Origin of the sequence: Clostridium felsineum DSM 794 (genome assembly GCF_002006355.2) — a bacterium.
Classification (GTDB): Bacteria; Bacillota; Clostridia; order Clostridiales; family Clostridiaceae; genus Clostridium_S; species Clostridium_S felsineum.
The window spans coordinates 3,779,712-3,803,847 of sequence record NZ_CP096980.1 but is presented as its reverse complement, the minus strand read 5'-3'; the positions used below and the strand labels follow the sequence as shown (position 1 = coordinate 3,803,847).

The following is a 24,136-nucleotide window of genomic DNA, read 5'->3' as shown; positions in this document are numbered from 1 at the left end:
TAGTGAGCAGTATATTTATATAATTATTTTAGCTTAAGTTCTATGTTAGCATGACTACTGTCATCTGTTTGATCAATTACATTCATTTTTAAACCGAAATGAGGAAGTAATACACCTACGTCTGGAAGCTCATCAGTAATATAAGTTCTATCATCCTCAAAGGTAGGATGTTTAGAAATTACATCATCAGTTAAAGTTCTAGGTGTTGAAGAATTAGTATAATCTAAGAACATTTTTTCGGATTTTTTTGTTGTAAAAGCTGCATCGTGCATTTCATATCTATTTTCAGCAAGGCTTCCATCACTCCATCTTAATAAATGTTGGTCAGCGTCAACCACACTTAAGAAACCATGTCCAGGATGGATACCAGTCCAATTATCGCTGTAAAGATTGTCAACATACCATACAAGTACGCCAGGGTCATAAGACATAATGCTTGCACCACGTTTAATATGACCAAGTCCACTATCTGTTCCATAGTGATTTCTAAGCTCCATTAAGTAGTATTGATCAGTAAGCTTTACACCGCTATCCTTAGTAAAACCATTTAATATAAAATGGCTAGCAGTGCCTTCAGCATCATCAAGAAAAGCTTGTTTTCCGTCTATATTAAGGCTTAAATCATCAACATAAAGACCATCCATGTCTCCGCCAGCATCGGTCCAGTAATTTAATTTTAATGTGATCTTTTTACCAATATAATCTTTAAGGTCAAATTTTGCATCAGTCCAACCATTAGATTTTCCGGTGATTCCATTTCCAGGATTTTGATTATTTAGATTAGTAGTTGTAGTGATGTTCCCTAGAATGCTTGTCCATGTATTAGTACCAGCTATCTGTACTTGAACAGAACCATAATCCCAATCTTGTTCTATGTTATACCAAGTTTTAAAGTTAAAATCTGCAGAAGTGGCATTTGTTAAATCTATAGTAGTTAACATAGAGTTACTTAAATTATCACCTTTTCCACTAAAATAAAGATAATTTCCACTTGAAGGTTTAGTTATAGTAGTGGATTTTTTAGGAAGAGTGACTTTAACAAAATCATTATTTACGGATTTTTCACTAGCAGCATCTAGAGTGTACTTTTTACCTTTTTTATCTAATTGAGATAAATCAATTGTGTTACCATGGAACCAGTTACCGCCATATCTTTTTTGAAAGTATTCCTTATCATATGCACTAAAGCCAGAAGGTTCAGTTCCTGGAATAGTTCCAGACCAGCTTCCATCAGACATTATAGACCAATAACCTACAGGCTCACCTTTGCCAGAATATTGAGTATCATATTCATCAGGAAGGCCTAAATCATGTCCAAATTCATGGCAAAATACTCCAGCAGCTCCGTCTTCAGGCATAATAGTATATGGATATGCTGACATATCAGTGCCAGGTATTTTCCAAGGTTTTGCAGTACCATTTTCCATATCATAAACTTTTGAACTATGTGACCATATGGCATCGGTTCCTATTGAGCCACCACCTGCTTCTTCGCCCATTCCTGAATGAATAATCATTAGATGGTCAATTATACCATCAGGTTCGTTAAGATTACCATCACCATTTAGGTCGTAAGGATCTTTTACATCAAATTGTTTCAGATCTATATGTTTAGCAGCTTCAGTTAATGCTTCTTTTACGAGATCACGTGCACGTGGACTATTGTCTCCTCCCTGATTTGCACCATAGTAAGCAGCAGGATGCTGAGCTTTATACCAACCTACAACAGTTCCATTTATATCATAGCTTCCACCTGATTGTTTATTATAATATTGTTTTAAAGAAACAAAATTTTCACCATTTGGACCTGTATAACCATTAGGTCCAAATATCATATCTTGATAATGCGAGGTTGGATAGTCCTTATAGTACATATCGGTATCCTTAGGAGTTAAAGTATCATGAGATAAGTCTGGAAATTCAACTAAAATTACAAGAGTTTTGTCTTTAGTGACACTTCCATCCCAAGTGGTTTGAGGATTATTTTTTTTGTTTTTCTTTTGTAATAGCCCTTTGCTTATTGCTTCTTTACTATATTTTTTTAGTCCTTGAACAGATTTAATATCTAATTTTGTAGGGTCGTTAGTATCCTTGGTTTTATTTTTAGAAAGATAGGTGTTTAGAATTTTATAAGCTTCGTCAGATGTTGCATTTTGTGGGATAGTTCCATTCTTTTTAAGCATTTCTATTAATTTTTCATCGTTAGCTATAGCAGCATCCGTTCCAGTTTGATTAGTAATAGAGACTGCATTATCTTTTGCAGCAGCGTGGATTGTAATGGAGTAATTTGCTAAAGTACTAAAAGTCACTACGATAGATGTTAAAAGACTTAAAATCTTTGATTTTGACATAAAAAAATTTCCCCCTTTTTGTACAAGTGTAAACTTTTAAGAATATAATAATAAATTACCACAAATAATTTTATATGTAAATAATTAAATTTACTTGAAAAAGCAATAATTGTTAGCAAAAGCAAAACGTAAAGATTAAAATGTTGATATTATGTTAAAAAAGTGGGCTGCAATTACATATTTAATAATATGTCTAAAATAGTGGTAAATGGTCGCGGAGTTTTGTATAATAGTTTAATAGATGATAATAACAAATAATTTTAGGAAGGAAGAATTTAGTAGAAACCCACATAATAAAGGAGAAATAAGTAGTATAAGTAGAATTTTGAATTATTAATAAGTAGTTAAGATGGGACATATTACCTTAATGTAGAATTTTGCATATAAGATTCAATTATTTAAGAAACTTATATAAAAGAATAAGTTAATTAATAAAAATAATTTTCGAAAAATATTAGTGTATTGTTTTAAGTATTGTTATTAATACATAGAATTAACTGTAAGATTTATTATAAAAACAAAATATAAAATTCGGATTTTTGTTAAGTTGTAAAGGGGATGGGTACTACGGAAACAGAAAAAGGAACAGAAAAAAGTAAACGCAAAACTGTTACTATAGGTATAGGTATTGTTTTAGGTATTTTACTTGTTATATATTTAGGAATGGCCAAGTATTTTACAAATCATTTCTATTTTGGATCTAAAATCAATGACATTAGCGTTTCAGGAAAAACAGTAGATCAAGTAAAATCTGAGATGAATAGCAAACTTAAAAATTATACATTAAAAATTAAAGAACGAGATGGAAAAAGTGAAATTATAAAAGCAGAAGATATTAAGGTAAAATATGATTCACAAGGAAATTATTCTAGTTTTAAAAATAAGCAGAGCCCGTATAAATGGGTTGCATCAGTATTTAGTTCAAATAATTCTAAAATGACTGATAAAATTTCATATGATGATAAGTTATTACAGCAAAAGCTCAATAGCTTAGCATGTGTAGGTGGAAGTACAGTTGTAGAACCTAAAAATCCAAGCTTTAACTATACAGATAAAGGTTATGTAGTTATAAAGGAAGTAAGAGGAAATAAGGTTAATAAAGATATAATATATAATAAAATAGAAAAAGCACTTAAAAATCAAGATTCTACAATAGATTTAGAAAAAATTGGAGCATATGTAGAACCCAAATATACTTCGAAATCTCCTAAAGTCAAAGAAACTAAAGATCTTCTTAATAAATATATAGCTTCAAAGATAACATACAATTTAGGTAATAATAAAGAAACTATAGATGGTTCAGTGATAAACAAGTGGCTTAAGGTTGATGATAATCTTAATGTTACAATTAATGATAGCCAAGAAAAAAATTATCTAAATGGAATTTTTAGTCCTTGCAATACAATTGGTAAACAGAGAAGCTTTGCTACATCTTCAGGAAATACTATAAATGTTAGTGGCGGTGACTATGGATGGTCTATTAATACTACTAAGGAAATGCAAGATTTAAATGATGCAATCAAAAAAGGTGAGACTAAAGAAAAGGATCCAACATATAGCCAAAAAGCTGCATCACATGATGCTAACGACATTGGAAATACTTATGTAGAAGTAGATTTATCAAAACAGCATTTGTGGTTTTATAAAAATGGTAGTTTAGTAGTTCAAGGTGACGTTGTTACTGGAAATGTAAGTTTGAATGATACAACACCTGCGGGAGTATACAGACTTAAATATAAAGAGAGAAATGCAACATTGAAAGGTCAAGGCTACAGTTCACCTGTTAGTTATTGGATGCCGTTTAATGGAGGAATTGGAATTCATGATGCGAATTGGAGAACACAATTTGGAGGAAATATATATCTAACAAATGGTTCACATGGTTGTGTAAATTCACCATTCGATTTGGCAAAAACAATATATGAAAATATCGATGCAGGAACTCCAATTGTTTGTTATTATGAATAAAAAAGGGGAGTGTCGCAAAATGATTAAAATTAATCATGAGCGATGCTCTTTTTTTGTTTAAGCTATAAAATTGCCTAATATTTTAAATACTATATTAATTATTTGAATTTCCATGAGATTTTGACGCACTAAAATAAACCTAACTATATTATTCCATAATTAGGAAATAGTTTTTAATTCGTGAAGATACTTTTGAGTTCTTTCATTTTGGATTTTTAAATGTAATTTGTTAATGTTATATCCAAAACAAAGCAAAATAAATTCAGTTTTTACACTATTTTTTCCACGTGTTAAAAATCTTTTGAATTCATAGTCGCTTTTTAAAATTCCAAACGCACCTTCAACTTGAATAGATCTGTTCATTCTCAATTTAGTTCCCAATTCAGTTTTGATATTGTTGTATGAAATTTGACGCTTTTTAATAAAAGTCTTTGAAACCTGCATTTTTCGGTTATTCTTTGCTTTTGTGCACTTTGATTTCAAAGTGCAGTTATCGCAATTTTCACATTCATAAACAGTAACCTCAGACGTATACCCACTTGCAGATTTTTTATGAATAATATATGATGGGAATAATTTTCTATTATTATGACAAATATATGTATCTGTTTTAACATCATATTTCATATTTTCACGCTTACTGATGTCGTTTTTAAAACTTCTTTTTTTCCATTTCTCATAAGTTTGAGGTTTTATATATGGTATTTGATTATTAGACTCTAAAAACAAATAGTTTTCTTCACTTTCGTAACCAGAATCTGCAATCACATTAGTATATTTATGACCAATTTTTTCTTGCATATTAGTAATCATTGGTATTAATGTTGCTATATCATTTCTATCATCAAATACTCCAACACCAGTTACATATTCACTATCAACTGCTATTTGTACATTATAGGCAGGTTTTAATTGACCATTTCTCATATGATCATCTTTCATATGCATGAAAGTTGCATCAGTATCAGTTTTAGAATAGCTATTTCTTTTTGAAAATATTTTCTTACTTAAATTATATTTTTCTTGTCTTTCTTTATATTGTGATAGTTGTTCTATCCACTTTTGAATTGCAGTTTTTCTTTTACCGATTCCATGAACAAACTCTATATTTCTTTTTTCTTTTTCAAATAAAAGCCATTGAAGAATTTTGTTTATATCATCAATCAAAGTTTCTCTCTCAATAGTGAATTTCATTAATCTTTCAAGATTAATGGTTTTAACAAGAGCAATAATTTTATCAAACATCTTACCTTCATTTTTATAAATAGCTTTCTTCCAAACAAAAGTATATCGGTTGGCATTTGCCTCAATTTTAGTACCATCGATAAATACATTTTCAAATAATAATTCTTTTTCTTTAGCTAAATAGTTAACTTGTTGATAAAATAAATCTTCAATCACTTCATTTGAAAGATATTTTTTTCGAAATCTACTTATAGTAGCGTGATCAGGTGCTTTAAAGCCTTGAAGTAGCCATTTGAAATTTATATCTCTTTTGCATGCTTTTTCTATCTTTCTACTTGAATAAATATTTTGAGAATAAGCATAAGATATTATTTTGAACATGATTTTGGGTTCAACTGCTGATTTTCTTCCTACGGAAGAATACGCCTTGTACAATTTTTTATAATTTAATCCCTCCAACAAATAGCTTAGCAAACGAACCGAATCATCTTCTGGTATTAAGTTTTCTAAATTTAATGGTAATATAAGTTGCAAATTATCATTAAATTGATTATAATTTTTTGTGTATAATTTAGTTACGTTCATAATTTAATTATACAATCAATGTGAGTTCTTCGGAACTCACATTTTTTATATACAACAAAGGAGCTATTGCAAAACTATTTTTTAGTTTTGCAACAGCCCCTTTTTTATCATAAATATTATAAAATAAATAAATGAAAAGAGGTATACTTATGAAAAATATTAAAACAGTAGCATTAGTTGGGTTAGGAGCAATTGGTTGTTATATAGCTCAAGGTATTATTAAAGCTGTCGGATATGAAAATTTTAGAGTTATTGCAGATGGAGACAGGAAAAATAGAATAGAAAATGAAGGCGCTGTAATTAATGGAGTTTTACATAAATTTAAAGTGGTTAGTGCAAGTGAGAGTATGCCTGCAGCAGATTTAATAATTATAGCTACAAAAATGAATCAATTTAATGAAGCACTTCACAGTATTAAAAACCAAGTTGGATATAATACTATTATTATGTCACTTTTGAATGGGATAGAAAGTGAAGAAATTATTTCAAAAATTTATGGAGAAGAAAAGGTAATTTATTCAGTAACTCGTGCAGCTGTTACTAGGATTGAAAATAATGTGATCTATAGACCGGAATCTTGTAATATAGAATTTGGAGAAAAGAAGAATGACAAGCTCAGTGAAAGAGTGGTAGCATTAAGCAAATTATTTGATGCTGCTAATATAAAATATGTAATTGAAAAGGATATGATTCGTGCTATTTGGAAGAAATTCATGTGTAATGTTTCTGAAAATCAAAGTTCAGCAATTTTAGGAATTCCGTTTGGAGCATGGAGAGAGAATATACATGCTAATTATGTTAGAGAGGCAGCTATGCATGAAGTTATTGAAGTAGCACAAAAATTAGGAGTTGATATTTCAACTGAGGACTTAATAAAACAAAGGGAAGTTTTAAAGCAAATTAATGCTAGTGGTAGAACTTCTATGCTTCAAGATATAGAAGCTGGAAGAAAAACAGAAGTCGAGATGTTCTCTGGAACAATGGTTAGATTAGGAGAAAAGTTAAAGGTTCCAACTCCAATTAATGCACTTTTTTATCATATGATTAGAACTTTAGAAGATAAAAACAGTGGTGAATTTAATTTTAAATAATAGGAAATGAAGTTTTTTAATATTATATGGTTAATTTTTCATGCTGCTAAACTACTCATAAAAAACGTTAAAAAACTAATACTACACATAATGCGAAAACATTTTTCAATTGTGTGTAGTATTTTTCATTATATGAGATGAGAAAGGAAGAGAGGAGAAGTCAGCATGAAATATGAAAAATTAGCCAAAGATATATTAGATAATGTTGGTGGAAAAGAAAATATAAATAGTCTGACGCATTGTATTACGCGATTACGTTTTAAATTAAAAGATGAAAGTAAAGCTAATACAGACGTTTTGAAAAAAATGAATGGAGTTGTAACAGTAATAAAAAGTGGGGGGCAATATCAAGTTGTTATTGGAAATCATGTTCCTGATGTATATGCTGATGTGGTAGCGGTTGGTGGTCTTAATGTAGAAGATGGAGCACAGGATTCATCAGTTGATGAAAAAAAGAATTTATTTAATAGTTTTATTGATACTATTTCTGGAGTATTTTCACCTACACTAGGAGTTCTTGCTGCTACAGGTATGATAAAGGGATTTAATGCACTCCTCATATCTCTAAAGATTTTGACTAACACTTCAGGAACTTATATAGTCTTAAATGCAATAGGTGATAGTTTCTTTTATTTTTTACCTATATTTTTAGGATATACAGCTGCAAAAAAGTTTAATGCAAATCATTTTATTGGTATGACTCTAGGAGCAATACTAGTTTATCCTGCACTTTCAAGTTTAACGGCAGGAAAACCACTATACACAGTACTTACAGGAACGGTTATATCTTCACCAGTATACTTAACATTTTTAAAAATTCCAGTTATATTAATGAGTTATTCTTCAAGTGTTATTCCGATAGTTTTAACCGTATATGTAGGAGCAAAAATAGAGAGATTTTTTAGAAGTATAATACCAGATGTAGTTAAAACATTCTTAGTTCCTTTTTGTACACTTTTGGTTGTTGCGCCTTTATCCTTATTAGTTATAGGACCTATAGCAACTTGGGCAGGTAAATTACTTGGAGCAGTGACACTTGGTATGTACAGTTTAAGTCCTATTATTGCAGGAATTTTCCTTGGAGGCTTATGGCAGGTATTTGTTATATTCGGATTGCATTGGGGATTAGTTCCTATACTTATAAATAACTTATCTGTATTAAAGTATGATCCTATTATAGCACTTACTTTTGGGGCATCTTTCGCTCAGATTGGTGTAGTTTTAGCAATAATGCTTAAGACAAAAGACCAAAAGTTAAAATCAATATCTATACCAGCATTTATATCAGGAATTTTTGGTGTTACAGAGCCAGCCATATATGGTGTTACGCTGCCACGTAAAAAACCTTTTGTTATAAGTTGTATTGGTGCAGCAATAGGTGGTGCTATTTTAGGTGCTATGGGAAGTAAGCTATATATGTTTGGAGGACTAGGTATATTTGGAATACCAAGTTATATAGGACCTAAAGGAATAGATACAGGATTTTATGGTGCTATAGTATCTATTATAGTAGCATTTGTACTTGGATTTGTAATAATGTTCTTTAGTGGATATAAGGATGAGGAAGTTCATAATGACACTATAGCAGAAAATAAGAAAGATATACTAGTGAAGAGAGAGGTTGTTTTTAGCCCACTAAAAGGAGAAACAAAGGCTTTGACAGAGGTAAAGGATGAAGCATTTGCTAATGGAGACTTGGGAAGAGGTATTGCAATAGAACCAAGTGAAGGTAAGATAGTTTCACCCGTAGATGGTGTTTTGACAACATTATTTCCTACTTTTCATGCAATAGGGATTACAAGTAATGAAGGGGCTGAAATATTAATCCATGTCGGAATTAATACAGTTGAATTAAAAGGTAAGCATTTTAATCCTAAAGTAAAACAAGGTGATAAAATAAAAGCAGGGCAAGTTTTAATGGAAATGGATATTGAAGCTATAAAAAAAGAAGGTTACGATATAATAACACCTATAATTATTAGCAATTCTAATAACTATTTAAATGTTGTTTTAACAGATAAAAGAAAAGTTGACTATAAAGATGAGCTTTTAACATTAATGGTATAAGAATTTGAATTATAAATCTCTCCAAACTTAATAAAGTGAGGGGAGATTTTTATTATCTACTTTTATATGGTATTTTAATAAAAGTATAGCTATAATATTGATATAGTTTAGACAATTAGATTATATGTATTAGCTTGAATTGATTCCACCAGTTCTGTTGATATGGATGCAGAAGTTAAAATAAGAGAAGGGCTAAAAAATACTCAGAAGATTTAACATGTATTTTAATAGATCAAAGAATGACTTCTGTAATGTATATTGATAAAATTATAGTTTTAAATAATGCTTAAATAGAAGAAATAGTAAACTTAAAGAATTTCTAAATCTTTTAACTACAATGATATTAGCGCTAGCAATATCATATATTATTGATGCAGGGTTAACTCTCTTTCAAGGCTTTTTAATAGCAGTTCAAGCCAAGAAATTGTAAAAAGGATGAAACAATAGCCTTAATTGGTCCCACAGGAGCTGAAAAAACTACAATAATAAATTTTATAATATTACTAAAGGTGAAATTTTTATAGATAATTTAAATATAAAGCATAGTACACTTAATAATCTTAGAAGCTTTTTGGGTATGGCGCTTCAAGATATCCATCTTTTTACAGTTACTATAAGAGATGCTGACAAGATAATGGTAATTGATGGTGGTGAGATTATAGAAATAGGGAATCACGATGAACTCATAAAAAAAGGTGAGTATTATTATATGTGTTTTAATCAATTTAAAAATAGTGAGGAGGAAGATTAATGGATTTGATGGATGCAATTGATGTAAGATGTTCAAGAAGAAAATATGTTAAAGAAAGCATAGAGGACAATAAAGTTGTACATCTTAAAAATTTGATAGAAAAAGTAAACAAAGAAGGAGATTTGAAGCTTCAATTGATTTTAGATGATGGTAGGGCATTCCAGAACCTTAAAAAAAGTTATGGTATGTTTAGTGGAGTAGAAAATTATATTGGTTTAGTAGGGAAAAATGATAAATTGTTAAGAGAAAAAATAGGTTATTATGGTGAAAAAATTGTATTAGAAGCAACAAGGATGGGATTAGGAACATGTTGGGTAGGTGGAACCTTTGATAAGGATGCCTGTACCTGTGACATAAAAACAGGAGAAAGTTTAATTGGTGTAATTGCAATAGGAAATGTTAAAAAAAATAGCAGTATTAAGGAAAAGCTTATATCAAATTTAATTCATAGAAAAACAAAAACGGTAGAACAAATGTATGAATCAAAGGAAGAAGTCCCAGCTTGGTTTAAAGAGGGGATGAAGGCAGTGCAAAAAGCACCCTCAGCTATAAATAAGCAGCCGGTTAAATTTAAATTTGAGAATGGCATTGTTTCAGCACGTGTAAATGGAGATAATGAGTATGAAGAAATTGATCTTGGTATTGCAAAACTTCATTTTGAAACAGGTGCTAAAGGTGGAAAATGGCAGTGGGGAAATGGGGCAGAATTTATTAAGTAGTATAAAAAATTATCTATAGCACAATCTAAATTAAAAGCTTAATTTTGGAGAGTGAGTATAGATGAAGGAAAGTTTCTTAATAAACTTAAAAGATAAAGATAATATAAAAATATCATTAATGATAATGAAAATAATATTTAGAGAGACAGATAAAAGTATATGTATACTAGCAGATAAAACAGGAGAAGTAAAGGCTAGCGTGCCAGGTAGAGATAATCTTAAGCCAGGTATGGTATTGGAGCTAAAAGGAAGCAAAAATATAAATTTAGAGGTTAAAAGTTATAAAGTTATAGAAAATTATAATTTAACAGATTATCTTCCAACGGTTAAGAGACCTATTGAAGACATAATGAAGGAAATGGATTTGTATACGGATAGATATGTTCTGTCAAGAGAAGGAAAATCTTTGAATGATTATTTTTTTAAGAATGATGAGTTTATAAATAAATTTAAAAATGGCATAGGAGGAGTTTCTATGCATCATAATTATATTGGTGGACTTGCAGAACATACTTTAGGAGTAATGAAGATAACTGCTGAACTTTGTGAAAAGTATGAGTGTAGAAGAACAGAAACAGCAGTATTAGCAGCAAAGCTTCATGATATAGGTAAGGTTTATGAATATGATTGCAATGGACCTTTTAAATATACTATGAGAGGGCAAATGGAAGGACACATTGTTATCGGTGTAGAACTTGTAGATGGAGCAGTAAAGGAGAAACCAAATTTTTATACAGAAGACTTTGTTAACAGAATAAAGGGGTGTATTGTTCAACATCATGGTAAGCTTGAGTTTGGATCTCCAAGGGAAATGAATATGGAAGAGTCCTTTATAATTAATTATGCAGATTCAATAGATGCTACTATGAATAAAATATCTCAGTTAAAGGAGAAAACAGAGCCTAATACTTGGTCAGAATTTGATAGAAGAATTGAGAGAAAATTATATTTATAAAAATGAAGTGCAAAGACTAATTTTGCACTTCATTTTTGTTATCCACATAGTATAATATTGAAAGAAGGGATAAATGTGGATAAAACTAAGGTTAAAATAGATAAAGACGATAATGCATTAGAAGATCAAAGCTTAAATAAAATTATGAAACAAGCTGAGCCTACTGAACTGATGAGGGAATCAGCTAATCTGTTATTTAGAATACCAGTATTTTTAAGTCATCCTAGTAGATTAAATACAATTCAGCAGCAATTTGTAGATGCAATAATAAGGCAAATCAGAAGAGCACTGCTGTTTCCTCGAACTCTTCCTATAAGTGAACAATATCCAGAAACACCTCTAACTAATATTCGTAGAATGATTGCATCTAGCTATGGAATGGTGTCGCTTAATTTAAGGCAAAGAAGAGTTAGCTTAATAGAAAATAATCTTAACCAACCTATAGGGGGAGATGTTTGGGAGGGGAGTCCTTTTGCTCAAATAGAGCCTGGAATGGCTTATCAATATGGTCTTCCTCTACTTCTAATAAGAGAAATAGGTGTAGAACAAAACGGAATTTGGTCTTTTGGAATTGCACCATTTTTAATATTAGAATGGGATTCTACAGCAGTAAATCCTATTGAAACTTTCTTTAGAAGAAATGACTGGAAATCAATTTTTCAAAATTGGATAGGTGAAGTAAGAACAGGTTACTATATTCAAACGCAGCCACAATTTCAATATTCTTGTAAACAGGATAATTAAAAAAATAAGCTTGTATTGTTTAATTGTAACAATACAAGCTTTTATGTGCTTTATTCCATCATTTTTACTAATTTTTTATTTAAAACTAATAATATGACACCTATTAGTATAGCTAGACCAGATAAGACACCAAATATTTGTGAATAACCTAAAGTTTCAGTATATCCAGCAACAACTCCAGCTAACTTATTAGCAACAAAGTTACTTAGCATCCATACACCCATTAGAAGTGATGCAAATTTAGCTGGTGCTAGTGAACTTACCATTGAAAGACCAACCGGTGATAAGCAAAGCTCTCCAATTGTATGTAAGAAGTAAGCGCCTACCATCCAAAGCATACTGGCCTTCATAGCATTACTTGCAGCATTTCCGTTATTCTGCATAGCAGCTCCAACCATAAGTAGGAAACCTAAACCTAAAAGTATTAAGCCCAAAGCCATTTTTGTTGGGATACTTAAATCACCTTTTTTGCTAGAAGCTAACTTTAACCATAATTTTGACATAGGTATTCCAAGAATTAATATGAAAAGTGGATTTAGCGATTGGAACCAAGAAACTGGTACGTCAAAACCACCAACATGCCTATTTAAAAAATTCTGAGTATAGAGAGTAAAGGAACTTCCTGCCTGTTCATAGCCTGTCCAGAAAACTATTACAAAAACTGCTAATATACAGATAACAATAGTTCTATTTCTTTCTTGTTTAGTTAAAGGTCTATTTTTTTCTTGTTTATCAGTAGTGTTTGTAGTCCTTTTAGTAACTGGAACTTTACCGATATCTCCAAGAAATCTGTTTGATAAAGCATTAAAAATAATTTGTCCGATAATCATGCCAATACCAGCAACTAAGAAGCCGTATCTAAATCCGTAGTGTAAAATCTGTCCGGCGCTTGATGTTGTCGCCATTACGCTTTCAGCTAAAGTACCACATATTAATGGGGCAAAGAATGAACCTAAGTTTATTCCCATATAGAAAATAGTAAACGCTGAATCTTTTCTTTTATCTCCTTCTGGGTACAGTTGACCTACTAATGTGGAGATGTTTGGCTTAAAGAAACCATTACCAACTATAAGTAAAAGTAATCCAGCATATAAAGCGGTCATACTTTGATTAGAGAACAAGGTAAGTTGTCCAATAGCCATAATTATTCCACCAATAGTTATAGCCTTCCTTTGACCAAGATATCTATCTGAGAGGTATCCACCAATTATTGGAGTAAGGTATACGAGAGAAGTGAAAGTACCATATAAACTTGTTGCAGTAGCATCACTAACACCAAGTCCACCTTGTACAAATTTTGTAGTTAAATACATTACAAGTAAAGCTCTCATACCATAATAACTAAATCGTTCCCACATTTCTGTGAAAAATAGCATATATAAGCCCGGTGGATGTTTTGTTTTGAATTTTTTGTTTTGAGAAGCTTCATTTATAATTGCGCTATTTGTCTGCCTAACTGTCATCATTAAACCTCTTTTCTACATTTTAATCGTGTTTTAATTTTATCAATCAAATTAATATTCTGCAAGTTTTTAATTTCCATAAGTCAAAATAATTGTTAAAGAAAAACCTTAATAAAAACAAAATAAATAAAAAATAACAAGAAATACAAAAAAATTAGCATTAGAAGTGTGAAAATATTAACTAAATGTCAAATGTTGATTTTGTACAATTTAAATGTTATAATAAAGCATTAAATGAAAATTATGAGGAGAATTGTTATGTAATAGGGTAGATTATTTAGACGAAATTTAAGGCAAGTATAAATTCATTAAAAACAAGTATTTTAATGGGTTTATTCAGATGCGTAAATTTTTAGTTTATTACAATTTACTTTTTATAACATAGTGATTTTCCTAAAAAATAATATCTCTTTTAGGTTTATTAGTGTTGTAGAAGGTTAAATAATGCAGCGCTTTTTTGTTTATAAAAATTTAAAGGAGATGAATTGAATTTGGAAAGATTATATAAATACCCAAGAACTCAGCATCTTGAAGGATCAAAATTTCAAAATGGAGATGAAGACTTAGAAGGCGTGAAATTTCATGATATCAAAGAAAAGTTTTGTGTACTTGAAGAAAAGGTAGATGGAGCAAATTGTGGTATTAGCTTTGATAGGAATGGAAAAATGTATCTTCAGAGTAGAGGACACTTTTTAAATGGTGGATATGGAGAAAAACAATTTGATTTATTCAAAACTTGGGCAAATACATTTAAATATAAGCTTTGGAAGCTTTTGGGTAGTAGATATGTTATGTATGGAGAATGGCTCTATGCAAAACATACTGTATTTTATGATGAATTAGAACATTATTTTATGGAATTTGATATGTTTGATAAGATTGAGGAAAAATTTTTAAGTACCAAAAGAAGGAAGGAAATGCTTGAAGATTTTAATTTTATAAAGTCAGTTTTGATATTGAAAGAAGGAAAAATAAATTCTATAGATGAAATAAAGCTTCTTTTAAATAAATCTAATTTCAAATCACATAAATGGAAAAAGAATTTAGAGACTGTATGCAAAGAATCAGGTTTGTCTTATGAGTTAGTAAAAAAGCAGACGGATTTTACTGATTTAATGGAAGGAATATATATAAAGGTAGAAGATGATAAATATGTTCTTAGAAGGCTCAAGTATGTTAGAGCTTCATTTTTAAATACGATTATGGATTCTGAAACTCATTGGGTAAATAGGCCTATAATCCCCAATAAACTAAAAGATCAAATAGATATTTTTAATAGTGGGGTGTAGTGATGGATATTAAAAAATTTTTACAAGAGAAAAACTATAATTTCAAAGAAATAGCTAAAGAGTTTGAAATTATAGAAAAGCTTAAAGTTGTAGAACAGAACAGAAGCTATCATGGTGAAGGAAATGTTTATAAGCATACAAGTTTGGTTTGTATGGAGGTCTTAAAGTTAGAGGAGTGGAAAGATTTAAAGGAAGAAGAAAGGGCTGTGCTGTATTTTGCTGCATTGTTTCATGATATAGGAAAAGTTTTCACCACAAGAAATGAAGAAGGACAAATAGTTTCCCCACGCCATGCTATAAAGGGAGCAAAGGTATTTAGAGACTTAGCTTATAGAGAATACGAAATAAAAAAGGATTTGAGAGAAGATATTGCTTCCTTGATAAGATATCATGGGTTACCCTTGTATTTTCTTGAAAGAGAAAGTATTGATTATGATATTATAAAGGCTGCCGAAGTAACTAACCTGAAGTTACTCTATTTATTGTCTAAGTGTGATTTAATGGGACGTATATGTGCTGATAAAGAAATAATGCTTGAAAAAGTTATGTATTTTAAGTCATACTCAAAGGAGCTTGGATGCTTTTATGGACCAAAAAAATTTAAAAATGACTATACAAGATTTTTATATTTTACAAAAGGAAATGTACATTTTACATCAGAAGTTTTTGATAATAGAGATTTTGAAGTTAAAATAATGGTAGGAGTTCCTTTAGTGGGGAAGGATACTTATATAAATGAAAAACTAAAGAGTTTAAAAGTAATATCCTTAGATGATATTAGAGAAGAAATTAATATTTCACCTAAAAAAGGTTTTGGAAAAGTTGGAACTATTGCATTTTCTAGAGCAAAAGAATTTTTGAGAAAAAAAGAAGCTTTTGTTTGGAATGCAACAAATTTAAAAAGAGAAAATAGGCAAAAATTAATAAGATTATGTACAGCTTATGGAGCAAGGGTTAGGTTTATATATTTAGAAGTTGAATACAAAGAGTTGCTGAAAAGAAATAAATTAAGAAAAAGGTCAGTGCCAGTTAATATTATAAATAAAATGATAAAGAATATGGATATGCTTGAGGGGGAAGAAATTCAAAGATGACTTAGAACTTAGTAAAATAATTATTAATATTAAAAGGGGAGTTAATTAAATGAAACGAATAAACACAATATGGATTATAATTGCCTTAGTAATAATATGTCTTATGTACATATGGCTTAGTTTTTTTAATCCACATAAAAAAGTAAAAGACAATAAAAATATAAAGAATAAACAGAGCTGGGTACAAAAAAGTACTCAGCTCTGTTTTATTTATTTCTTTAAGGATTTCTTAGATAACCACTGCATAATTGTTAGTCTACTATCTTGTTTTGTGCATTGATTATTAAGTACATAAATCCAAGACCAGTGACCGTTATATTCATATGGTGTGCCATCTTGTTTTTTATATAAACCTGAAGTATCAACTACATTATCGAAATATGACAGATTAACATCCTTTGCACCTGCTTTAATCAAACGGTTGTATGTAGGAAGAACATATTTAGATGGATCAACAACAGGATCTGTTTTAGCAGCTGTAAACCATATAGGGAGATTTTTTATTTTATTAATATCTGCATCAGAAATTAAATTATCACTTAGAGCTTCACAGGTTGGAAATGCTGCTGCAAAATATTTAGGATAATCTCTAATCATTAGCATTGTCATATATCCACCGTTAGAATCGCCTCCAATATATATTCTATTGGTATCAATATCATTATGGCTATGAATGTAATTTTTAATTAAAGATATAAGAGCATTTTCATACACAGAAGTCCCATCACCAAAACTTTTAAAACCATCCATCCAACGGCCAGGTGTTTGAGGTACTAGAACGTATGCTCCATGAAAGTATGCTTGCATATCTTTTGATACAAAATTGTCAGCTTTATTTGCTGAAATAGGTATAGTAGCATCAGTACCACCTTCACCAAGTCCATGTAACCATATTATCAATGGCCTTTTCTTTCCATTGTTTGCTGGTTTATAGCTGGCATAAGTTAAAGAAGTATTACTGTAAGTAAATTTACCTGTTTTAAACTTATCAACAAGAACTCTTGTGTTTCCTTCATTTTTATTTATAACTAAATTTGAGATTGCACCGGATTTGGTTTGTATATCCTTTTGTTGTGTAATTGTATATTTACAGTTCACCCAATTGTTAAAATTACTCTTTATGTCATAGTTAATAGCTGAACTTAATTGTATGTTAGGTCCAATTTGCATTTCTAAAGCTACATATTTACTACTACTATTTGTAGAATTACCATTTTTATCACAAATGTAAGCGGTTGTTACTTCTCTGTAACCCTCATCAATTAAAGATTTATCAAGTCTTTTATCTTCTCTTGTTACATATACCTTAAAAGTATCTTTTGTAATAGATTTCTTAGATATTTTTTTATCTAGTTTTATAATTATCTTGGGAATAGATGCCCCCCAATCTTCAACAGTAGTAATTGTATGATAAGAGCAATGATTAATTTGAATACTTTTTGCCGATACACTTGAGGCAATAGGTGATAAAATAGTTAAACTTAGTAATAGAGATAACATTAGTCTTTTGAATTTTTTTGTGTTTTTTTGCATTTTAAAATCCCCCTTAAAAATAATTCATAAATAAAAATTGAATTTATAGAAGATACCTTAAAGCTAATGTAATGGTTACATTAGAAAATTTGGACAAAAAAACGAGACCATAGTAAATAGTAAAATTAATTTACTATTTAGTTTGGTCTCGCCTGAAAAAACAGTAACAATCCAAATATTCAAATGTAAACGTTTAATTATAATTTTATAATATACTAAGTTAGTAATAGTTGTCAAGACTTTCAAATATTAATACATAAATAATACTTTATTATAAATTAGTAGGCATATTGCTAATGGTTATAATGCATTTTTTAATACAATATGATAAAATAATAAAATATTGTAAAATTAATAGTATATTAAATATGATAATGTAAAAAACATTCATACTTTTGGAAAATGTATATATGTATGTAGTAATTTGAAGGATGGAGATAGCAATGTTGGATGAAGCAAGAAAAGATCAAATAGGAGTGGTATTTTTATTAAAAAAAGATACATCAATAAAAAAAATACGAAGATTAAACATTCAAGAAATTATTTTTTTAATTTGCTCTGCAAGGTTTTTTAAATCAAAGCAAACAATTATTAGTGATAATTTTCAAAAAAAGATTGATATTTTTACGAAGGTACTATTAGAGAAAATAAAAAATGCTGATGAATTGTTTATTATATATGATAAAAATACTGAATATCCATATATAGATTCCAAGGAAAGAATATGGATATTTTCAAAAGAGAAGTATGCTGTTCATGTAAAAGATTACTTCGCTAAAACTATAAGTCTTGAAGTAAAAAGAGTAATTGGACAAGAAGTAGTTAATGAATTTGATAATTTTTATAGGTTAGGCATAGAAAAAATAATAGTAGATAATGGTCAATATGCTGTGGAAATTAAAAGGGACGAGATACTAAAAAAGTTTAATTCAAAAAATACTCTTACAATAAATATTCCAGTTGAAAATCCTAAATTGCAATATAGCATGATAAGGTTTTTTCAAAATTTATATGATAGAGATGAATATAAAGGTAAAAAAGAGTTTTTAAGTAAGCTAGAAGTAAAAATGCTTGATGAATTGGTAAGTGCTAAATATTTAGTTCCAATAAAGGTTAGAAATGGAGCACCTATAATTTCACGAGAGCAAATAAACACTGTTTTAAATAAAAAAGACACTGAAATTGCCAGCATAGTAAGTGATGATGATACAAATTGGCTTCCAGCATTTACAGATTGGGAAGAGTTTGAAAGGATATATCACAAAAATATGTGGAAAGGCTACATAGCGTCTTACGATGAATTAATGGAATTATGCTCGAAAATGAGTGGAGTAGTTATAAATTGTAGGGGATTAGCGCTTCATATAGATGAAAAAAATAGAAGAGTATTAGAGCAGTATGAAAAAGGCAATGAGGATATTATAGAAGAGAAAAATGAAGAAGAGGAAGAAGTAGTAGAGAAAAAGGTTGAACCTAAGGATACGCAAATTACGCTTAGTGAGCCAGAAGAGTATCCAAAAGAAATGATAGAAGCGATAAAGGAATATATGAGAAGTAAAAAATCTATTAATAAGGCATATTTAAGACTTATGATGAAAAATCAAAATAAGAGTTATTTAATAGTTATAGATTTTAGTGAAAAGGATAAAAAAGTATTTGATGAAATTGCAGAAGTAGCAATTCCTTATTTAGATGGTAAGTACCTTGATATGGTGCAAATGGATAAGTGGGCGAAGGAAGCATTAGTAGACGTTAAGCCTTTCTATAAAAAGAAGTTTTTGGGCTTGTTTTAATAGAACATAAAAATAATGTTTTTGCAAAGGATTGTATAATAATTTTATCGGATGAAAATAAATTGGGAGAGTATTACTATGAATAAAATCAATAAGTTTATAAAAAAATCATTTATTATAATATCTATAATTTTTATGATAAGTGGAAATTGTGTTGTGCAAGCTAGGGCAGGAGGTGGAGGTTCATCAGGAGGTTCTGGAAGTTCAGGGGGTTCAAGTGGATCTAGTTATAGCAGTTCATCAGCTGATTCTATTCATAATAATTCAGCAGATACAGGTAATCAAAGAGGAAACTTTTCTATTTTAGATATTTGGTATTTAATACCCGTTGTTTTAATAGGTTCGGCAGGAGCAATTGTAATTAAAATTAAACGAAGACAAAAAAAGCTTGAAAGCATTTCGGCTATAAGAAATTTATCCATAGACGATGACAATTGGAAGTATGAAGAAATAAAAGAAGACGTAGAACAAGCCTTTTATAATATTCAAAAGGCGTGGGTAGAAAAAGATCAGGATTTAGCTAAAGAATATATGAGTAAGGCTTTATATAATAGTCATAAAATGAAAACTGAATGGATGAGTGTTAGACATGAAAAAAATATTTTGAAAAATGTACAACTACTTAAAGCTGAACCTATGGGGCTTGAAGATTATGAGGGCACAGATAATGATATTTTATGGATGCTTATAAAAGCTAAAGCAATAGATTATACAATTAATGAAGATACTAATAAAGTAATACAAGGACAAGCACATATAAGCACTAAATTCGAAGAATATTGGAAATTTATAAGAGTGGGAACAAGATGGGTTGCAGACGAGATAAGGCAGACAAATGAAATTAGTGATTTGGACTTTTTTAGAATTGATGTACATAACAAAAAGGAAGATTAGAAGATGCTTCTTAAAGATTTTTAAGGTAACTAAATTAACATTTTAAATAGATTGTTTGTAGATATTTTGTTAATGTGTAATTATTAGTATTTAATTTATCTTAATATATATTTTGAATATAAATTAAATATATGTAATAATATTGTAGTAGTTAGATTAAGTTAACAAAATAGAGGAGTGCAGTTGTGGGTAGGATTAATAAATTTATAAAAAAAATGTTACTTATAGTTATTATGTTTTTTGTTGTAAGCGGAAATTGTGTTGTGCAGGCTAGAGCAGGTGGTGGTGGTGGTTCATCAGGAGGTTCGGGAGGCTCAGGTGGAGCCAGCCACGCGGGTGCAGGAGGGGCAGGACATTATAGGGGAAGAAGTAATCCTGTTTTTGATATTTTATATTTAGTATCCTTTGTTTTAATAGGTTCAGGGGGAGCTATTGTAATTAAAATTAAAAGAGGAAAAAAAGAGCTTCAAAGTATTTCGGCTATAAGAGACTTAGCTATAGATGATGACAATTGGAAGTATGAAGAAATAAAAGAAGATGTAGAAGATGCTTTTTATAATATTCAAAAGGCATGGATGGAGAGAAATCAGGATTTAGCAAAAGAATATATGAGTGAGGATTTGTATAATAGGCATAAAACAAAAACTGAATGGATGAGTGTTAGACATGAAAAAAATATTTTGAAAAATGTACAGCTAATTAGCTCTGAACCTATGGGACTTGAAGATTATGAGGGGACAGATAAGGACAGTCTATGGATGCTTATAAGAGCTAAAGCAGTGGATTATACAATTAATGAAGATACCAATAAAGTAATACAAGGACAAGCACATACGAGCACCAAGTTTGAAGAATATTGGAAATTTATAAGAGTTGGAACAAGATGGGTTGCAGATGATATAAGGCAAATAGACCAAATTGATGATTTAAGCTTTTTTAAAATTGATGTACATAATAAAAAGGAAAATTAGAAAATGTTTTTTACAAATTTGTTTAAATAAGTTATAGAGTTAGCTTATTTAAACAAATTTTTTTTATAAAAATTTATTTTCGTAACGAAGGATACCGAAATGAAAAAAAGTTAATCATATAATTGAAACATAAATAAAAAGTAACGAAGGAGAAAAAACATGAAAATATTTAAAGAAATGACTATTGGCGAAGTGGTTAGAAATTATCCAGATTGTGTAGATATATTATTTGATTTTGGTTTAGGTTGTGTAGGATGTCCATCAGCGCAGGCTGAAACAATAGAAGAAGCTGCAGGAGTACATGGTATAGAGGTTAATGAACTTTTAGAGGCATTAAATAAGGAGGCTAAATAGTGAGTGCATTTTTAGGAAAAATTCATTATTGGCTCTACAATAAAATTCAATTACATGAAAGTTTAATTGAGGATATAATTAATCGTTCTAAAGAAAAAGGATATAACGGAGAAGAATTACTAAATGAGAGTTATTCAAAATATGGTTGTCCTGTAAAAGGTTCACTTGAAGATAATATAAATCACGATAATATTCATGGTTGGCTTCAGGAAAGAATAATAAGTGTAGAAACTAGATTGGCATATATTATAACAGAAATATTAAAAGCCAATATACTAAGCATGGAAGAGATTTCAAAGGTTTTCTACGAAAGTGGAGTAAATGCTGCTAAAGAAGTTGAAATTAATGAAGCGCTCCCTCAGGAGGTATTTAATTTAATATTTAATTACATGCTTGAAGGAATGCCTTGCGATAGAGTAAATCAAGTAGTTGAAAATAATGAAAGTAAGATTTCTTGGATAACTGCGGTAGATATTCATAAGGATTATTGGGATAAAGTGGAGGGTGATGTAAAAAACTTCGATTATTTCAGAGATTCTTGGATTAGCGGATTTTTAAGTGCAAGTGTAGAGGTATATAAATATTGTAGAAAAGAAGATGGATTAAGTGTAATAGAAAGGGTGTGAGTTTAGTGGATGGAATCTCTTTAATGATGGATGAACATAAAAATATAAAAAGAATGCTTAAGGTTATAAGAAAAGCTTGCTTTGGTATCGTAAATGGAAAAGAAATTGATTATAATGACTTTGAAATGATTATTGATTTTGTAAGGAATTATGCAGATAAACATCATCATGGAAAAGAAGAACAGTTTTTGTTTAATAGAATGGTAGATGAAATAGGTGGGGCAGCTGAAAAGCTAGTTAAGTATGGTATGCTTGTAGAGCACGACTTTGGAAGACTTCACATGAGAGAACTTGAAGAGGCACTTAATAAGCTTAAAGCTGGTGATGAAGAAGCAAAAATTGATGTTATAGCCAATGCTGTAGGATATGCAAATTTATTGAATAGACATATAGAGAGAGAAGATACTGTTGCATATTCATTTGCAAGAAGAGCACTTAGCGAAGAAACCTTAAATAAAATAAATAATGAATGCACTAAATTTGAAGAAGAAACTAGTAGAGCTAAGATTCAAGAGAAGTATATTGGAATCTTAGAGACACTTGAGAAGAAATATCAATAATTTAATATAAACAGATTACAGTGAAAATACATTGTAATCTGTTTATTATACTAAAAATGTAAATTAATATAATGATCTATTTTATATTTAAGTTAAATAAATCAATAGTATTTTGACGTCCAATTTTAAGCCTGTCAGTTTCACTTATAGAACAAGCATCAAACCATGTGCAAGCATCGCTAACTTCTTCAAAAGGAAAATCAGTAGCAAATAATATGTGATCTGAACCAAATTCCATTATAGTATTCCATAATGCAGGTGTTCTAAATTGACCACTAGTTGTACACCAAACATTTTTACTCATGTATTCTGGTAATGTTTTTTTTGCTGGAATTCCTCTACCTGTTTTGTTTATTCTATTTTGTGTTCTCCAAATACAGAAAGGTAAGGTTTCTCCTAAATGACCTAATATTAATTTTAATTTTGGATATTTATCAAAAATTCCACTGCACATTAAACGTAATGTATGAGTAGCAGTTTCAACTCCAAAAGCCCATGCGGCACCTTCAAGCCATGGATGACCTTCGTACATACCCATATTGCATGGCATTGGTTCACGTGGATGCATATAAAATGGCACGTTTAATTTTTCTAGTTCTTCCCAAAATGGTAGATACATTGGATCATCTAAATATTTATAATTATCTTCAGTATCAATTTGTGAGTATCCATTAACTAGAACGCCTACACAGCCTAAATCTTTTACAGCTCTGTGCATTTCTTTAATTGCAGCATCAGGGTCTTGCATTGGAAGTGCAGCAAGTCCTCTAAAACGTGTTAGATTTTTCTGAATTGCTTCTGCCATTGTATCATTTGCTTTCATTGCAACTTCGATTGCTTGTTTTTTATTGTAGATTGCTTGAACTGCTGGTGAATTCAATGAAAGAATCATCATGTCCATTCCGTTTTTATCCATTTCGTCAATACGATTTTTCATTAAATCAAGAATTTTTCCTGAGAATATTGGCCAAACATCCTTCTCAAAATACCTTTCTGAACACTCTAAAGTTTCTGGAATTGCAAAATGCTCCTCTAATCCTATTTTTCCTTTCATATTATACCTCCATTAAGATTTATTTCTTACAAGGTTATTGTATAATATGTTTTTTTAAAACTCTGCTAAGTAGAATACAATTGATTGAA

20 protein-coding genes are annotated in these 24,136 nt (G+C 29.8%); 15 read left to right on the top strand and 5 right to left on the bottom strand.

Annotated features, from left to right (window positions below; all coding sequences use genetic code 11):
• Window positions 1-23 precede the first annotated feature (23 nt).
• Window positions 24-2,351 (bottom strand): immune inhibitor A, encoded by a 2,328-nt coding sequence (locus CLFE_RS17825; RefSeq protein WP_077894370.1) that lies wholly within the window; start codon window positions 2,349-2,351, stop codon window positions 24-26.
• Between the two features lie 558 nt (window positions 2,352-2,909).
• Between CLFE_RS17825 and CLFE_RS17820 the strand changes: the two genes are divergently transcribed.
• The gene (locus tag CLFE_RS17820; RefSeq protein ID WP_077834077.1) at window positions 2,910-4,319 is read left to right on the top strand and encodes a L,D-transpeptidase family protein; all 1,410 of its coding nucleotides are present in this window, start codon (window positions 2,910-2,912) and stop codon (window positions 4,317-4,319) included.
• Window positions 4,320-4,478: 159 nt separating this feature from the next.
• On the opposite strand, the gene CLFE_RS17815 is transcribed toward CLFE_RS17820, so the two are convergent.
• The gene (locus tag CLFE_RS17815; protein WP_250944600.1) at window positions 4,479-6,089 is read right to left on the bottom strand and encodes an IS1182 family transposase; all 1,611 of its coding nucleotides are present in this window, start codon (window positions 6,087-6,089) and stop codon (window positions 4,479-4,481) included.
• A 149-nt stretch (window positions 6,090-6,238) separates the two neighbouring features.
• On the opposite strand from CLFE_RS17815, the gene CLFE_RS17810 reads away from it, so the two are divergent.
• The 6 genes from CLFE_RS17810 (at window position 6,239) to CLFE_RS17785 (ending at window position 12,416) form a co-directional block, all read left to right on the top strand.
• Window positions 6,239-7,180, top strand: coding sequence for a ketopantoate reductase family protein (locus CLFE_RS17810; RefSeq protein WP_077895088.1), 942 nt, complete (start codon window positions 6,239-6,241; stop codon window positions 7,178-7,180).
• A gap of 165 nt (window positions 7,181-7,345) precedes the next feature.
• Window positions 7,346-9,247 carry a beta-glucoside-specific PTS transporter subunit IIABC gene (locus CLFE_RS17805; protein WP_077895087.1) on the top strand — a complete coding sequence of 634 codons (1,902 nt, stop codon included), beginning with the start codon at window positions 7,346-7,348 and terminating at the stop codon, window positions 9,245-9,247.
• A gap of 577 nt (window positions 9,248-9,824) precedes the next feature.
• On the top strand, window positions 9,825-9,998 hold the full coding sequence (locus tag CLFE_RS17800; RefSeq protein WP_139356227.1) for an ABC transporter ATP-binding protein/permease: 174 nt from the start codon (window positions 9,825-9,827) through the stop codon (window positions 9,996-9,998).
• Complete coding sequence (locus tag CLFE_RS17795) at window positions 9,998-10,717, top strand: nitroreductase family protein (RefSeq protein WP_077895086.1); 720 nt, start codon at window positions 9,998-10,000, stop codon at window positions 10,715-10,717. The genes CLFE_RS17800 and CLFE_RS17795 overlap by 1 nt, the downstream gene beginning before the upstream one ends.
• A 61-nt stretch (window positions 10,718-10,778) precedes the next feature.
• Window positions 10,779-11,672 carry a 3'-5' exoribonuclease YhaM family protein gene (locus CLFE_RS17790; RefSeq protein WP_077895085.1) on the top strand — a complete coding sequence of 298 codons (894 nt, stop codon included), beginning with the start codon at window positions 10,779-10,781 and terminating at the stop codon, window positions 11,670-11,672.
• A gap of 75 nt (window positions 11,673-11,747) precedes the next feature.
• Complete coding sequence (locus CLFE_RS17785; protein WP_077835968.1) at window positions 11,748-12,416, top strand: hypothetical protein; 669 nt, start codon at window positions 11,748-11,750, stop codon at window positions 12,414-12,416.
• Window positions 12,417-12,466: 50 nt separating this feature from the next.
• On the opposite strand, the gene CLFE_RS17780 is transcribed toward CLFE_RS17785, so the two are convergent.
• Window positions 12,467-13,879 carry a peptide MFS transporter gene (locus CLFE_RS17780; protein ID WP_077895084.1) on the bottom strand — a complete coding sequence of 471 codons (1,413 nt, stop codon included), beginning with the start codon at window positions 13,877-13,879 and terminating at the stop codon, window positions 12,467-12,469.
• Window positions 13,880-14,370: 491 nt separating this feature from the next.
• Between CLFE_RS17780 and CLFE_RS17775 the strand changes: the two genes are divergently transcribed.
• Both CLFE_RS17775 and CLFE_RS17770 read left to right on the top strand, forming a co-directional pair.
• Window positions 14,371-15,168, top strand: coding sequence for an RNA ligase family protein (locus CLFE_RS17775; protein ID WP_077835966.1), 798 nt, complete (start codon window positions 14,371-14,373; stop codon window positions 15,166-15,168).
• Window positions 15,169-15,170: 2 nt separating this feature from the next.
• On the top strand, window positions 15,171-16,262 hold the full coding sequence (locus tag CLFE_RS17770) for an AAA family ATPase (RefSeq protein ID WP_077895083.1): 1,092 nt from the start codon (window positions 15,171-15,173) through the stop codon (window positions 16,260-16,262).
• A gap of 210 nt (window positions 16,263-16,472) precedes the next feature.
• Here CLFE_RS17770 and CLFE_RS17765 read toward each other — a convergent pair whose 3' ends face one another.
• Entirely contained in the window at window positions 16,473-17,795 is a 1,323-nt protein-coding gene (locus CLFE_RS17765; RefSeq protein ID WP_077895082.1) for a prolyl oligopeptidase family serine peptidase, read from the bottom strand.
• 431 nt (window positions 17,796-18,226) lie between these two features.
• Between CLFE_RS17765 and CLFE_RS17760 the strand changes: the two genes are divergently transcribed.
• From CLFE_RS17760 to CLFE_RS17735, 6 genes are all read left to right on the top strand, one after another.
• Entirely contained in the window at window positions 18,227-19,588 is a 1,362-nt protein-coding gene (locus CLFE_RS17760) for an enhanced serine sensitivity protein SseB (RefSeq protein WP_250944654.1), read from the top strand.
• Between the two features lie 78 nt (window positions 19,589-19,666).
• Window positions 19,667-20,482, top strand: a complete 816-nt coding sequence (locus CLFE_RS17755) for a Tim44 domain-containing protein (protein ID WP_077895080.1) — start codon at window positions 19,667-19,669, stop codon at window positions 20,480-20,482.
• Between the two features lie 185 nt (window positions 20,483-20,667).
• Window positions 20,668-21,453 carry a Tim44 domain-containing protein gene (locus tag CLFE_RS17750; RefSeq protein ID WP_077895079.1) on the top strand — a complete coding sequence of 262 codons (786 nt, stop codon included), beginning with the start codon at window positions 20,668-20,670 and terminating at the stop codon, window positions 21,451-21,453.
• Between the two features lie 159 nt (window positions 21,454-21,612).
• Window positions 21,613-21,807, top strand: a complete 195-nt coding sequence (locus CLFE_RS17745) for a DUF1858 domain-containing protein (protein ID WP_077835904.1) — start codon at window positions 21,613-21,615, stop codon at window positions 21,805-21,807.
• Complete coding sequence (locus CLFE_RS17740) at window positions 21,807-22,433, top strand: hypothetical protein (protein ID WP_077895078.1); 627 nt, start codon at window positions 21,807-21,809, stop codon at window positions 22,431-22,433. Before CLFE_RS17745 ends, CLFE_RS17740 begins: the two co-directional genes overlap by 1 nt.
• A 5-nt stretch (window positions 22,434-22,438) precedes the next feature.
• The gene (locus CLFE_RS17735) at window positions 22,439-22,993 is read left to right on the top strand and encodes a hemerythrin domain-containing protein (protein WP_077895077.1); all 555 of its coding nucleotides are present in this window, start codon (window positions 22,439-22,441) and stop codon (window positions 22,991-22,993) included.
• Between the two features lie 76 nt (window positions 22,994-23,069).
• On the opposite strand, the gene CLFE_RS17730 is transcribed toward CLFE_RS17735, so the two are convergent.
• Window positions 23,070-24,047, bottom strand: a complete 978-nt coding sequence (locus CLFE_RS17730; RefSeq protein WP_077895076.1) for an amidohydrolase family protein — start codon at window positions 24,045-24,047, stop codon at window positions 23,070-23,072.
• Window positions 24,048-24,136: the final 89 nt, after the last annotated feature.

Excerpts from the sequence above, each read along its gene's own strand:
- CLFE_RS17825 (WP_077894370.1), bottom strand. The coding sequence starts at position 2,351 with ATGTCAAAATCAAAGATTTTAAGTCTTTTAACATCTATCGTAGTGACT.
- CLFE_RS17820 (WP_077834077.1), top strand. The coding sequence starts at position 2,910 with ATGGGTACTACGGAAACAGAAAAAGGAACAGAAAAAAGTAAACGCAAA.
- CLFE_RS17815 (WP_250944600.1), bottom strand. The coding sequence starts at position 6,089 with ATGAACGTAACTAAATTATACACAAAAAATTATAATCAATTTAATGAT.
- CLFE_RS17810 (WP_077895088.1), top strand. The coding sequence starts at position 6,239 with ATGAAAAATATTAAAACAGTAGCATTAGTTGGGTTAGGAGCAATTGGT.
- CLFE_RS17805 (WP_077895087.1), top strand. The coding sequence starts at position 7,346 with ATGAAATATGAAAAATTAGCCAAAGATATATTAGATAATGTTGGTGGA.
- CLFE_RS17800 (WP_139356227.1), top strand. The coding sequence starts at position 9,825 with ATGGCGCTTCAAGATATCCATCTTTTTACAGTTACTATAAGAGATGCT.
- CLFE_RS17795 (WP_077895086.1), top strand. The coding sequence starts at position 9,998 with ATGGATTTGATGGATGCAATTGATGTAAGATGTTCAAGAAGAAAATAT.
- CLFE_RS17790 (WP_077895085.1), top strand. The coding sequence starts at position 10,779 with ATGAAGGAAAGTTTCTTAATAAACTTAAAAGATAAAGATAATATAAAA.
- CLFE_RS17780 (WP_077895084.1), bottom strand. The coding sequence starts at position 13,879 with ATGACAGTTAGGCAGACAAATAGCGCAATTATAAATGAAGCTTCTCAA.
- CLFE_RS17770 (WP_077895083.1), top strand. The coding sequence starts at position 15,171 with ATGGATATTAAAAAATTTTTACAAGAGAAAAACTATAATTTCAAAGAA.
- CLFE_RS17765 (WP_077895082.1), bottom strand. The coding sequence starts at position 17,795 with ATGCAAAAAAACACAAAAAAATTCAAAAGACTAATGTTATCTCTATTA.
- CLFE_RS17760 (WP_250944654.1), top strand. The coding sequence starts at position 18,227 with ATGGAGATAGCAATGTTGGATGAAGCAAGAAAAGATCAAATAGGAGTG.
- CLFE_RS17755 (WP_077895080.1), top strand. The coding sequence starts at position 19,667 with ATGAATAAAATCAATAAGTTTATAAAAAAATCATTTATTATAATATCT.
- CLFE_RS17745 (WP_077835904.1), top strand. The coding sequence starts at position 21,613 with ATGAAAATATTTAAAGAAATGACTATTGGCGAAGTGGTTAGAAATTAT.
- CLFE_RS17730 (WP_077895076.1), bottom strand. The coding sequence starts at position 24,047 with ATGAAAGGAAAAATAGGATTAGAGGAGCATTTTGCAATTCCAGAAACT.